General features: G+C 73.0%; 10 protein-coding genes. 2 read left to right on the top strand and 8 right to left on the bottom strand.

Annotated features, from left to right (window positions below):
* Window positions 1-184: 184 nt before the first annotated feature.
* On the top strand, window positions 185-1,033 hold the full coding sequence (locus ACZ53N_RS26640) for an EamA family transporter (protein ID WP_469143325.1): 849 nt from the start codon (window positions 185-187) through the stop codon (window positions 1,031-1,033).
* A gap of 26 nt (window positions 1,034-1,059) precedes the next feature.
* Here the strand turns inward: ACZ53N_RS26640 and ACZ53N_RS26635 are convergent, their stop codons facing one another.
* The 5 genes from ACZ53N_RS26635 to ACZ53N_RS26615 form a co-directional block, all read right to left on the bottom strand.
* Window positions 1,060-1,845: an SDR family NAD(P)-dependent oxidoreductase gene (locus tag ACZ53N_RS26635; protein ID WP_469143324.1), complete on the bottom strand. Its 786-nt coding sequence runs from the start codon at window positions 1,843-1,845 to the stop codon at window positions 1,060-1,062.
* A gap of 63 nt (window positions 1,846-1,908) precedes the next feature.
* Window positions 1,909-3,108 carry a serine hydrolase domain-containing protein gene (locus ACZ53N_RS26630; protein WP_469143323.1) on the bottom strand — a complete coding sequence of 400 codons (1,200 nt, stop codon included), beginning with the start codon at window positions 3,106-3,108 and terminating at the stop codon, window positions 1,909-1,911.
* Window positions 3,109-3,304: 196 nt separating this feature from the next.
* Entirely contained in the window at window positions 3,305-4,078 is a 774-nt protein-coding gene (locus ACZ53N_RS26625) for an energy-coupling factor ABC transporter ATP-binding protein (protein ID WP_469143322.1), read from the bottom strand.
* Window positions 4,075-4,842 carry a cobalt ECF transporter T component CbiQ gene (cbiQ, locus tag ACZ53N_RS26620; protein ID WP_469143321.1) on the bottom strand — a complete coding sequence of 256 codons (768 nt, stop codon included), beginning with the start codon at window positions 4,840-4,842 and terminating at the stop codon, window positions 4,075-4,077. The genes ACZ53N_RS26625 and cbiQ overlap by 4 nt, the downstream gene beginning before the upstream one ends.
* Before the next feature lies 1 nt (window position 4,843).
* On the bottom strand, window positions 4,844-5,971 hold the full coding sequence (locus ACZ53N_RS26615) for an energy-coupling factor ABC transporter permease (RefSeq protein ID WP_469143320.1): 1,128 nt from the start codon (window positions 5,969-5,971) through the stop codon (window positions 4,844-4,846).
* A 280-nt stretch (window positions 5,972-6,251) separates the two neighbouring features.
* Here ACZ53N_RS26615 and ACZ53N_RS26610 point away from each other — a divergent pair, with 280 nt between their 5' ends.
* Window positions 6,252-8,291, top strand: coding sequence for an MDR family MFS transporter (locus ACZ53N_RS26610; protein ID WP_469143319.1), 2,040 nt, complete (start codon window positions 6,252-6,254; stop codon window positions 8,289-8,291).
* Window positions 8,292-8,491: 200 nt separating this feature from the next.
* Here ACZ53N_RS26610 and ACZ53N_RS26605 read toward each other — a convergent pair whose 3' ends face one another.
* The 3 genes from ACZ53N_RS26605 to ACZ53N_RS26595 form a co-directional block, all read right to left on the bottom strand.
* On the bottom strand, window positions 8,492-9,688 hold the full coding sequence (locus ACZ53N_RS26605) for a MarP family serine protease (RefSeq protein WP_469143318.1): 1,197 nt from the start codon (window positions 9,686-9,688) through the stop codon (window positions 8,492-8,494).
* A 316-nt stretch (window positions 9,689-10,004) separates the two neighbouring features.
* Window positions 10,005-12,233: an MMPL family transporter gene (locus ACZ53N_RS26600; RefSeq protein WP_469143317.1), complete on the bottom strand. Its 2,229-nt coding sequence runs from the start codon at window positions 12,231-12,233 to the stop codon at window positions 10,005-10,007.
* A gap of 112 nt (window positions 12,234-12,345) precedes the next feature.
* Window positions 12,346-12,945: a TetR/AcrR family transcriptional regulator gene (locus ACZ53N_RS26595; protein WP_365213447.1), complete on the bottom strand. Its 600-nt coding sequence runs from the start codon at window positions 12,943-12,945 to the stop codon at window positions 12,346-12,348.
* Window position 12,946: the final 1 nt, after the last annotated feature.

Genomic DNA, 12,946 nt, shown 5'->3' with positions numbered 1-12,946 from the left:
GCCTGCGGCGGCGGGCGCCCTGCGGGCGCGTCCTCAATCGCCGGACGGGCTTGATTCGGCTGAGCTCAGCCAACCAGCCCGTCCGGCGCTTGAGGACACAGCACAGAAGCCCGTCCGGCGTTTGAGGACACCGCCGCGCAGCGGTGGTGCTCGCCCATGATCCGCCGGACGTTAGCGTTGGCGCATGACCCCCCTCATAGCCGCGGCGGTCCTCACCGCCGCGTTCACGCACGCCGGTTGGAACGCGCTCGCGGCCGGCATGAAGGACAAGCTCGTCGCCTTCACGCTCGTCGGCGGCGGCGGTTCGCTCTGCGGGCTGGTGATGCTGCCGTTCGTGGCGACCCCCGCCGCCGGGGCCTGGCCGTATCTGATCGCCTCCGTGGTCGTGCACGTCCTCTACCAGGCCCTGCTCATGCGGTCGTTCACGCTCGGCGACTTCGGCCAGATGTACCCGATCGCGCGCGGCACCGCGCCGCTGGTGGTCACCGTCCTCGCGGCGGTCTTCGCCGCTGAGCTCCCCGGCGCCCCGCAGTTGGCCGGGGTCGCGGTGGCCTCCGCCGGGCTGGTCGGCCTCGCGCTGTGGGGCATCCGGGGCTCCGGCGCCCCGCCGCACTGGGCCGCGATCACCGCGGCGGTCGCGACGGGCCTGGCCATCGCCTCGTACACGGTCATCGACGGCCTGGGTGCCCGCGCCTCCGGTACGGCCCTGGGCTTCATCGCCTGGCTGATGGTCCTCGAAGGGCTGCCGATCCCCCTCTACGCGCTGGCCACCCGCCGCGGCCGGCTCCTCGCCGAGGTGCGTCCGAACGTCGTGCGCGGCCTCATCGGCGGGGTGTTGTCCTTCTTCGCGTACGGGCTCGTGGTGTGGGCCCAGACCCGGGCGGCGCTCGCCCCCGTCGCGGCGCTGCGCGAGTCGTCCATCATCGTGGGCGCGGCCATCGGGGCGGTGTTCTTCAAGGAGCGGTTCGGTACGCCGCGCATCGCCGCCGCGGGGCTGATGGTGGTGGGGATCGGGCTGATGCTGCTCGGGTGAGGGCGGCGAAAGGAGGCGAGCCGTCGTCATCCGCCGCGCAGCGCCTCGCGCAGCCCGTCGTTCGAGATCAGGATCCCGCCGTCGACGGGCAGCGTCACCCCGGTGATCCACGACGCGTCGCGCGAGGCCAGGAACGCGACGGCGGCCGCGATGTCCTCGGGCCGGCCGACCCGGCCCAGCGGGTAGTGCCCGGCGGCCCGCTCCAACGCCTCCTCCCGGCCCGACCAGTTGGGGGTGCGGACCGTGCCGGGTGCGACGAGGTTGACGCGCACGCCGCGGGCGGCGCTGTGCCCGGCCAGGGTGCGGGTCAGGCTCGCCAGGCCGGCCTTGGCGGCGCTGTAGGCGTGGTTGCCGAAGTCCTGTTCGCCGTTGACCGAGCCGATGTTGACGACCGATCCGCGTCCCCCGGCCGCGACGAGGTGCGGCATGGCGGCCCGTACGCACCGGAAGGCGCCGGTGAGGGTGATGTCGAGGTCCTTGAACCAGGTGTCGTCCGGCTGGTCCTCGACGAGGGGCGCGTCGGGGTGGCAGGACAGGGCGTTGTTGACGAGGACGTCGAGCCGGCCGAAGAGCCCGGCCGCCTGGGCCACGGCCGCCTCGACGGCGGTGCGGTCGCCGACGTCACAGGCGAGCCACTCGGCGGCGAGGCCGGCCGCCCGTAGCCCCTTGGCCGCCCGCTCGGCCCGCGCGCCGTCGAGGTCGGTGAGGAGCACCCGGGCGCCCTCGTCGGCGAAGCGGCGCGCGGTGGCCTCGCCGATGCCGCGCCCGGCGCCGGTGATCAGTACCGCGTAACCGTCGAACCGTAGTGCCATGCCGCAAGCGATACCCAGCCGGCGCGGCGGCAATCACCCCGGAATGGCGGGTCCGCCTGCCCCTCAGCCCGCGAGCACCTTGCCGAGCGCCCTGACGAGCGCCTGGGCGCGCGGGTCGGCGGTGACGTTCTTCTGCATGCCGTTGGTGACGTAGCCGAAGGCGGTGCCCGACTCGGGGTCGGCGAAGGCGAGGGAGCCGCCGCGGCCGGGGTGGCCGAAGGAGCCGGGGGCCAGCAGCGGGCAGGCCGGTCCGTGCAGCATGTAGCCGAGGCCGAAGCGGGTGCCCACCACGAGCACCTTGTCGGGCCCGGCGGACTCCTCCGTGCGGGCCAGGGTGAGGGTCGCGGGCGCGAAGAGCCGTCGGGCTCCGTCGACGTCGCCGATCAGCGAGGCGTAGAAGCGGGCGAGGGCGTCGGCGGTGGCGATGCCCGCGGAGGCGGGGAGTTCGGCGGCCCGGTAGGCGGGGTCGTTCTCGTCGGCCTGCGGGTCGATCGCGCCGAACGCGCGGCGGGTCAGGGAGCCGGGGTCGCTGTAGGCGTCGGAGACGGACCGCTTGGGGCGCATCCGCAGGCCCGGGGTGGCGGGCTCGGCGGGGGGCGCGATGTCGGCGATCCGGCCGACCCGGCCCCGCTCGGCTTCCGGCAGCCCGATCCACAGGTCCAGGCCGAGGGGCCCGGCCATCTCCTCGGCGACCCAGCGGCCGATGGACCGCCCGGTGACCCGCAGGACCAGCTCGCCGAGCAGCCAGCTGTAGGTCTGCGCGTGATAGCCGTGGGCGGTGCCGGGCTCCCAGGCGGGCGCCTGCGCGGCGAGGGCGCGGGGGCCGCTGACGCCGTCGATGGCCTCGGCGGGGGTGAGCGGGGTGTCCAGGACGGGCAGCCCGGCGCGGTGCGAGAGCAGATGGCGAACGAGCAGCCGCTCCTTGCCGGCCGCCTTGAACTCGGGCCAGTACGTGCCGACGGGCGCGTCGAGGTCGACCAGCCCGCGCTGGTGCAGCAGCAGCGGCACGGCGGCGGCGACACCCTTGGTGGCGGAGCGTACGACCTGGGCGGTGTCCCGGGTCCAGGGCTCACCCGCCGCGTCACCGGAGGATTCGCCGGAGGGGCCGTCGGCGTTCTTGGCGCCGCCCCACAGGTCGACGACCTTGCGCCCGGCGCGGTAGACGACCACGGCGGCGCCGCGCTCGCCCCGCCGCGCGAAATTGCCCGCGAAGGCGTCCCGGACCGGTTCAAAACCGTCCGCCACCGTGCCCTGGACGTCCACTGTTGTCTGCTCCCACTGTGCCGATCGCTACAAATCCCTCCACCATGGTGCAACGCGGTCGTCAATGCGCTGGGGCCGGGGGCCCTGAAACGTCATGTCCGGCTGATCCTGGTTGGCGGCTCACCCGCCGTTTCGTCCTCGATCGCCGGACGGGCTGACCGGCCCGTCCGGCGAATGAGGACACGGCACTGAAGCTCTACCGGCCCGGGACGACCACCGACCGGGGGTCGAAGCCGAACGGCAGCTCCAGCCGGTGGGCCCGCATCAGCTCCTCGTCGCAGAGCAGTTCCTGCGTGGTGCCGTCCGCCGTGATGACGCCGTCGCTGAGCACCACCGCGCGGGGGCACAGCTCCAGGGCGTACGGCAGGTCGTGGGTGACCATCAGGACGGTGACGTCCAGGGAGCGCAGGATGTCGGCGAGCTCCCGGCGGGAGGCCGGGTCGAGGTTGGAGGAGGGCTCGTCCAGGACGAGGATCTCGGGCTCCATGGCGAGGACGGTCGCCACCGCCACCCGCCGCCGCTGCCCGAAGGAGAGGTGGTGCGGGGGCCGGTCGGCGAAGGCCTCCATGCCGACCCGGGACAGGGCCTCGTGCACGCGCGCGTGCAGCTCGGCGCCGCGCAGCCCGGCCGCCGCGGGGCCGAAGGCGACGTCCTCGCGCACGGTCGGCATGAAGAGCTGGTCGTCGGGGTCCTGGAAGACGATGCCCACCCGGCGGCGGATCTCGGCGAGGTGCTCGCGGCCCACCGGCAGCCCGGCCACGCGCACGGTGCCCGCGCCGCCGCCGAGGATGCCGTTGAGGTGCAGGACGAGCGTGGTCTTGCCGGCTCCGTTGGGCCCGAGGAGGGCGACGCGCTCTCCTCGGCCGACCGTCAGGTCGACGCCGAAGAGGGCCTGGTGCCCGTCGGGGTAGGCGAAGGCGAGGCCGGAGACCTCCAGGGAGGGCGGCGAAGGCAGGGAAGCAGCGGTCATGTCAGGGTCCGTCCGGTCAGGCAGACCGCGAGCGCGGCCAGCGGCAGCGCGGCGGCGTACGTCCACTGGGCACGCGTCGCCCGCACCTCGTCGATCATGGGCATGGTGCCGGTGTAGCCACGGCTGAGCATCGCCAGGTGGACGCGCTCCCCGCGCTCGTAGGAGCGGATGAACAGCGCCCCCGCGGTCTTGGCGAGCACCCCCCAGTGGCGTACGCCGCGCGCGGTGAAGCCGCGCGATTCGCGGGCGACGCGCATGCGCCGCATCTCGTCGGTGATGACGTCCCCGTAGCGGATCATGAAGGACGCGATCTGGACGAGCAGCGGGGGCAGCCGCAGCCGCTGGAGGCCGAGCAGCAGATCGCGCAGCTCGGTCGTGGCGGCGAGCAGCACGGAGGCGGCGACGCCGAGCGTGCCCTTGGCGAGGATGTTCCAGGCGCCCCAGAGGCCGGGCTCGCTGAGCGAGAGGCCCAGCACCCGCACCTGTTCGCCCTCGGCCACGAAGGGCATGAGCACGGCGAAGGCCACGAACGGCACCTCGATCAGCAGCCGCCGGAGCAGGATCCCCGGGCGCACCCGGGCCGTCGCGGCGACGGCGGCGAGCAGGGCCGCGTACGCCGCGAAGGCCCACAGGGCCTCGCGGGGGGTCGCGACGACGACCAGGACGAAGCAGAGGACGGCTGAGATCTTGCAGTGCGGCGGCAGCCGGTGCACGGGCGAGTGCCCGCGCACGTAGAGCTGGTGACGGGTGTGGCCGGCGCCCATGTCAGACGGCCTCGCTCGCGGCGGCCGCTGCCCGGTCGCGGCGGCGGCGCACCACCACCCAGGTGAGGCCGGTGCCCACGAGGAGGGTCGCACCGACGCCGATGACCCCGGCGAGGCCGCCGGAGATCCGGCCGTCGGTGATGTCCGCGACCTGGTAGTCGGCGAGCGGGGAGTCCTTGGCGGCGTGCTCCTCGGTCTTGCTGTCGATGCCCTTGTCGTGGGCGACCTTCTCCAGGCCGTCGGGGCTGGCCGAGGCGTAGTAGCTGCCGACGCCGGCGAGGGCGAGGGCGGTGAGCAGCCCGGCGAGCGCGAAGCGGCGCGTGGAGCGGGCGGGCTTGGCGGTGACGGGCGCCGGGGTGGTGCCGGGCGCGGGCACCGGGGCGGCATCCGGCGCCGGGGCGGCGGCATCGGTCCCGGGGCGCAGCGGCGAGGTGCGCAGTTGGAGCGGCGCGGTGAGCCCCCGGGCGCCGTGGACGAGGTCCGGCCGTACGGCGAGGACGGCGCCGACCGTCAGGGCGGTGATCACTGCCTCGCCGATACCGATCAGGACGTGCACGCCGGTCATCGCGGTGAAGACCTTGCCGATCGGCACGTCGGTGGTGCCGCCGAGGGCGTAGAGCAGGGTGAATGCGCAGGCCGCGGCCGGTACGGACACGAGCGCGGCCACGAAGGAGGCGGCGGTGACGGAGGACCGCCGACGGGGCAGCGCCGCCAGCAGCAGCCGGAACAGCCCGTACGCGACGAGCGTCGTGACGACCGCCATGTCGGTGATGTTGACGCCGAGGGCGGTGAGGCCGCCGTCCGCGAAGAGCACGGCCTGCATCAGCAGCACCACGGATATGCAGAGCACCCCCGTGAACGGTCCGACGAGGATCGCGGCGAGCGCGCCGCCCAGCAGATGACCGCTGGTGCCCGCCGCGACGGGGAAGTTCAGCATCTGGACGGCGAAGACGAAGGCCGCGACCAGCCCGGCGAGCGGCGCGGTGCGCTCTCCGCCGAGGCCGTCGGCGGGGGCGGTGCCGCCGAGTTCGCGCCGGGCGCCGCGCAGGCTGACCGCGACGGCCGCGGCGGCGACGACGCCGGTCGCCAGGGACACGGGGGCGTCGATGAATCCGTCGGGTACGTGCATGCGGGGCTCCGCTCTGCTGGATGGTGCGGGTCGGATCGTCGGGGTCGTCAGGACACGGGACAGCGCGGGCGGGCGGCCCGGTACGCCCGCCCGTCGGGCCCGGTTCGTCCAGCCGTGAACCACGCTGAAGTCGTCCGATGATAGGGGCCGTCTGCGAATAGCTCGCAAGAGCGTGCACACCGCTTCTGCACGCCCCTCGCCCGGCCGGGCCCTCCCCCGCAGCAGCAAAGGTGGCGAGAGCGGACATCTCCCCAAATGCTGAGGTCGGGAGGTACGTCACATGACCACGGCCACCGCATCAGCGGCGGAGGTACCCGCGACCCCGCCCGCGCTCAGCCGCCGCCGGACGAATCTCGTCTTCGTCACGATCGTGCTCGGCATGCTGCTCGCCGCCCTCGACCAGACCATCGTCTCCACCGCGCTGCCGACGATCGTGGCGGATCTGGGCGGCGGCGGGCACATGGCGTGGGTGGTGACCGCCTATCTGCTGGCCGAGACGGTCTCGACGGTGCTGGTCGGCAAGTTCGGCGACCTCTTCGGGCGGAAGATCGTCTTCCAGCTGAGTGCGGTGGTCTTCACGGGCGGTTCGGTCTTCGCCGGCGCCGCCGGCTCCATGCCCATGCTGATCGCCGCCCGCGCCCTCCAGGGCGTCGGCGGCGGCGGGCTGATGGTCACCGCCATGGCGCTGATCGCGGACGTCATCCCGCTGCGCGAGCGCGGCAAGTACCAGGGCGCGCTCGGTGCGGTCTTCGGTGTGACCACCGTCGTCGGCCCGACCCTCGGCGGGATCTTCACCGACCAGGCCACCTGGCGCTGGTGCTTCTACGTCAACGTGCCGGTGGCGATCGTCATGGTGATCATGGCGGCCCGGACGATCCCCGCCGTCCGCTCGGCGGTACGGCCGGTCATCGACTACGCGGGCATCGCCCTGGTGGCCCTCGGCGCCTCCGGTCTGGTCCTCGGCCTGGAGTGGGGCGGCAACGAGTACGCGTGGAGCTCGGCCGTCATCATCGGTCTCTTCCTGGGCGCGATCGCGCTGCTCGTCGCGTTCGTCCTGGTGGAGCGGCGGGCGAAGGAACCGATGCTGCCCATGCATCTCTTCCGCAACCCCGTCTTCACCATTTGCTCGGTGCTCAGCTTCATCGTGGGCTTCGCGATGCTCGGGGCGCTGACCTATCTGCCGACGTATCTCCAGTACGTGGACGGGGTGTCGGCCACCATGTCGGGGGTACGGGCGCTGCCGATGGTCGCGGGGCTGCTGGGCGCCTCCCTGCTCTCCGGCATCGCCATCAGCCGCACCGGCCGCTATCGCGTCTTCCCCATCGTCGGCATGGCCGTGATGGCCCTCGGGCTGTATCTGATGTCGACGATGGGCGCGACGACGGGCTCATGGCTCGAGTCGCTCCACATGTTCGTGCTCGGCGCCGGCATCGGGCTGGCCATGCAGGTGCTGACGATCGCCGTGCAGAACACGGTGCCGTACCACGAACTGGGCACGGCGACCTCGGGCGTGACGTTCTTCCGCACGCTCGGCAGCGCCTTCGGCACGGCCATCTTCGGCACGCTCTACACCAAGCAGCTCCGGCCCAATCTGGAGGACGCGCTCCTCCGCACCCCCGGGGTGCCGCCGTCGGCGGTGCAGAGCCCGCAGGACCTCGCCCGGCTCTCGCCGGAACAGGCGCGGCCCGTCATCGACGCCTACGCGGAGACGATCAACTACGTCTTCCTGTGGGTCGTGCCGGTGGCGCTGGTCGGCTTCCTGGTGGCGTGGTTCCTCAAGGAGGTGCCGCTGCGCGACAGTGCCCGGGCCGGGGCGTCCGACATGGGCGAGGCCTTCGCGGCGCCGTCCTCGGCCGAGGCGGACCAGCAGTTGGAACGCGCGGTGGCGAGCGTCATGAGCCACGCCAAGGGCCGCCCGGTCAGCCGGGAGATCCTCGCGGAGTCCGGCAGCCCGCTCGCCCCCGCCGACGCGTGGACGCTGGGCCAGATCCACTGGCGCCACCGCATCCTGGGCGGGGCGTCCCTCAGCGCGATGGCCGCCGCCCACCGGATGCCCCCGGAGGTCCTGGAACCGGTCTTCGCCCGCACGGCCGAGGCGGGTTACGCCCGTCTGGACGGCGACCGCCTGTCGCTGACCCCAGCGGGCGAGGCGGAGATCGAACGCCTGAGCGCGGCCTGGCGCCACTGGCTCGACTCCCGCCTGGAGGACTGGGACATCACCGACCCCGACGACCGCGCCCGCCTGGACCGCGCGCTGAACAACATGGCGGAACGGCTGCTGGAGGAGGACGAGGAAGAACGGGAACACCTGGCGGTGTAGCCGACAGCCTTCGACGGCGGGGCGTCTTTGCCGCCTGCGGGCCGTTCTTTGCCGCCTGCGGCGGCGGGCGCCCTTCGGGCGCGTCCTCAAGCGCCGGACGGGCTTGATGTGGCTGAGCTCAGCCCGATCAAGCCCGTCCGGCGCTTGAGGACACCGCCGCGCAGCGGAGGTGCACCCGCCACGGCCCGCACGGGCAAGGGCTACAGCGCCGCACGGCTCCCCGTGGAAACGGCAACCGTAGCCGTAGCCGCCTCGGCCGCCGCCGGGGACACCTGACCGGCGGTCAGGACGTAGCCCGTCTCGGAGTTCGACGTGGAGCGGGCGAAGACGACGCCGTAGACCTTGCCGGTGGGGGTCAGCAGTGGGCCGCCGGAGTTGCCGGGGCGGACCGTGGAGCGGACGGAGTAGACCGTGCGGGTGGTGACGCCGTCGCCGTAGATGTCCTGGCCCTTGGCGCGGACCTCGTTGGCGACGGTGGCCGCCCGCAGGTCGAGGCCGCCGTTCTCGGGGAAGCCCGCGACGACCGCCGGGTCACCGCGCCCGGCGCCCTTGTCGAAGGCCAGCGCGGGCGCGTCCAGGCCGGGGACGTCGAGGACGGCCACATCGGTCCTCGGGTCGAAGTGGACGACCTTCGCCCGGTACGCCCGCCCGACTCCGCCCACCCGTACGGTCGGGTCGCTCACCCCGGCCACCACGTGCGCGTTGGTCATCACGTGATGCGCGGCGTAGACGAAGCCGCTGCCCTCCTGGCCGCGCGGCCCGTCGCCGACGTCGGCGACGCCCTCGACCTTGACGACACTGCTCCGCGCCGCCCGGGTCGCCGCCGCGGTGACCGCGTCACCGGACGGCTTGGCGACGCTCGTCGCGGGCTCGTTCTCGAAGGGGTTGAAGACCTGGGGGAACCCCGCACCGGCCAGCGCGTCCGTGGTGCGGCTGAACCACGTGGGCGCCTGCTCGGGCATCGACTTCTGCACCGCGCCGAGCAGCGTGGATTCCTTTATCTCCTTGGTCAGCAGCACGGAGTTCGCCGAGACGAGCACGCTCGCGGCCACCCAGCCGACCAGCAGCACCGCCAGCGAGTTGACGGCCGCTCCGCCGATGCCGTCGACGCCGCGCACCGGTGCCCAGGTCAGTCGGCGGCGCAGCCGCCAGGCGAGCCGCCCGGCCAGCGCGTGACCCGCGGCCGCGAGGAGCAGGACGACCGCAACGGCGACGACGGCCGCGGCCGACGTCCCGGCGTCGAAGGGCTCCAGGGCGTACGGCAGCGCCCAGACCCCGAGCACCGCCCCGCCGAGGAACCCGGCGAGCAGTACGGCGCTCGCGACGAGGCCCCGCCGGTAGCCGGAGACGGCATAACCGACGACGACCAGCAACAGAAGCAGATCGAGCAGGTTCAACGCGGGGAGCCCTTCCGTCTCGCGCGCCCCCCGATCGCGCCCACAGGTATGGACTGGGGAAAACGCCCGTAGAAGGACCAACGGTTCCCTTTCGTGGCGTACGCCACATGCCGGCTCCGATGAGTGGACCCGATGGGGCGAACCGAACGATGAACGCCAGCGGCGGTCGGATCGGGGCACGAAAAGGCCCGGCGGCGGCCTCCTCGGTCATCAGGAGGCCGCCGCCGGGCGGCCCGCGCACGGCCCCCGTCCCCACGGGGTCGGCGCGGTCGCCGGGGCCGCCGTTCCTGCGGAACGAGCGGCCCCGGACGTCGGGTCAGACGCTGACGGTCTCCCGCTTCGCGTCACCGTGGGACTCCGCATCCGCCTCCGCGCCGAGCTGCTTCTGCAGCCCCTCGCCCTCGACGTCCACGTTCGGCAGGATCCGGCCGAGCCAGCCGGGCAGCCACCAGGCGGACTTGCCGAGCAGCGCGAGGACGGCGGGCACGATGGCCATGCGGACGACGAACGCGTCGAAGAAGACCGCGATGGCCAGCCCGAAGCCGATCATCTTGACCATCGACTCCGAGGAGCCGATGAAGCCCGCGAAGACACTGATCATGATCACGGCGGCGGCGCTGACGACCCGGGCACCGTGCCGGAAGCCGGTCACGATCGCCTGGCCGGGCCGCTCCCCGTGCACGAACGCCTCGCGCATCCGGGTGACGAGGAAGACCTCGTAGTCCATCGCGAGGCCGAACACGACGCCCACCATGAAGATCGGCATCATGCTCATGATCGGCCCGGTCTCCTCGACGCCGAACAGACCGCCGAGCCAGCCCCACTGGAAGACCGCGACGACCGCGCCGAGCGCGGCGACCACGGACAGCAGGAAGCCGAGTGCGGCCTTGAGCGGCACGAGCACCGAGCGGAAGACGACCATCAGCAGCAGGAAGGCGAGGCCGACGACGAGCCCGAGGTAGGGCAGCAGCGCGTCGTTCAGCTTCTGCGAGACGTCGATGTTCATCGCCGTCTGGCCGGTGACCAGCACCCGCGCGTCCGCGTCCGCGGCGGTGGCCGCGCCCTTGTCGCGGATCGCGTGGACCAGGTCCTCGGTCTGCTTGCTGCTCGGCTTCGACTTCGGGATGACCGTCACGATGGCCGTGTCACCGGCCTTGTTGAAGCTCGCCGGGGTGACCGGGGGGACGGCGGCGACGTTGTCCAGGCCCGCCACCGTCTTGGCGACGGCCTGCGCGGCGGCCTTGGGGTCCTTACCGCCGGCTCCGTCGACGACGACCATCAGCGGGCCGTTGAATCCGGGGCCGAAGCCCTCGGAGAGCAGGTCGTAGGCCTTGCGCTGGGTGGTGGAGGTGGACTGCGCCCCGTCGTCGGGCAGGCCCAGCTCCAGCGAGGCGGCGGGGACGGCGACGGCGCCGAGCCCGAGCACACCGGCCACCAGCACGAGGGCCGGCTTGCGCAGCACGAAGCGCGCCCAGCGGGTGCCCATGTTGGGCTTGTCCTCGTCCTTCGCCGCACCGGGCTCGGCCTTGCGGTCCTTGCGGGAGAGCACCTTGCGGCCCGCGAAGCCCAGGAGTGCGGGGATGAGGGTGAGCGCGATGAGGACGGCGATGGCGACCGTGCCGGCGGCGGCCAGGCCCATCTTCGTCAGCATCGGGATGTTGACGACGGCGAGTCCGGCCAGGGCGATGACGACCGTCAGACCGGCGAAGACGACCGCCGAACCGGCGGTGCCGACCGCCCGTCCCGCCGCTTCCTCGCGCTCGCGGCCCTCGGCCAGCTCGGCGCGGTAGCGGGAGACGATGAACAGCGCGTAGTCGATGCCGACCGCGAGGCCGATCATCGTGGCGAGCGTCGACGTGGTGGAGCCCAGGTCGAGCGCGGAGGCCAGGGCGGCGATCGAGGAGACCCCGATGCCGACGCCGATGATGGCGGTGAGCAGCGGCATTCCGGCGGCGATCAGCGAGCCGAAGGTGATGACCAGCACGACGGCCGAGACGGCGATGCCGATGATCTCGGAGGCCCCGCCGGCCTCGGGTATCGCCTGGAGGGCGCTGCCGCCGGTCTCCACGGCCAGCCCGGCGTCCCGCCCGTGCGTCGCGGCGCCCTTGAGGGTGTCGAGCGAGTCGTCGGTGAGGCTGTTGGCGTCGACCTTGTAGGTGACCGACACATACGCCGTGGAGGCGTCCTTGCTGACGGCCCGCACCTGGAAGGGGTTGACGGTCTGGGCCACCTGCGGGCCCGTCAGCTCGGCGACGGCCTTCTCGACCGTGGCCTTGTTCTTCGGGTCGGTGATCTTCTGGCCGTCGGGGGCCTTGAAGACGACGCGGGCGGCGGCGCCGTCCGCGCTCTGGCCCGGGAAGCGCTTCTCCAGCAGGTCGAAGGCGCGCTGCGCCTCGGTGCCCGGGATGGAGAAGCTGGTGCTGCCGGGCTTCGGTGCGGTGGCGGCGCCGACGCCGGCGACCGCCAGCAGCGCCACCCAGAGAAGGGCGACGAGCCGGCGTCGCCTGAAGGCGAGACGGCCCAGTCTGTAAAGGAACGTGGCCACGAGGAGTTGTGCTCCCGTCGGGTCGAGATACGGAACAGGGCGTGGGGTGCCCGCCCGACGACGAGAGCGGCGTGTCAGGTGGGTCGGTGGGGGTGTGGGGTACTCGTGGGGACTAGAGGCCGAGCGCGGGAACGATCACGGCATCCACGTACGCGGTCAGGAACTCCGCGTCCACCGGCCGGTCCTCGATCAGCGGCTGGGCGATGAAGGCCCCGAGCAGCATGTGGGTGACGTAGCGCAGCGCGGGGACGTCCGGGGCGATCTCCCCCCGGTCGATCGCCCGTTGCAGCATCGCGTTCAGTGCTTCGATCTCGGGCTCGACCAGCAGCTCACGCAGCGCCCGGAGCAGGTCCGGGTTGGTGTGGACGGCGTGACCGAGCCCCCGCATGAGGGCAGTGTCCTTCTCCATCTGGGCCTCGTCGGCGCTGCACACCATCGCCTGGAGGTCACCGCGCACGCTGCCGGTGTCGATCTCCCCCAGCCGCACGGGCTTGCAGTGCCGCAGGGCGCTCGCGACCAGCTCCGGCTTGCCCTTCCACTGGCGGTAGAGGGTGGCCTTGCTGGAGCGCGTACGGGCCGCCACGGCGTCCATGGTCAGGGCGTCGTAGCCGACCTCGCGCAACAGATCGAGCACGGCGTCGTACAGCTCTCCCGCTCGCTCGGACGTCAGCCGGGTGCGCCGCGCCGGTGGCTTGGGTGATTCCGTCGGCATT

It is taken from the genome of Streptomyces sp. NPDC033229, assembly GCF_055576875.1.
This window is presented reverse-complemented; position numbering and strand designations above follow the sequence as displayed.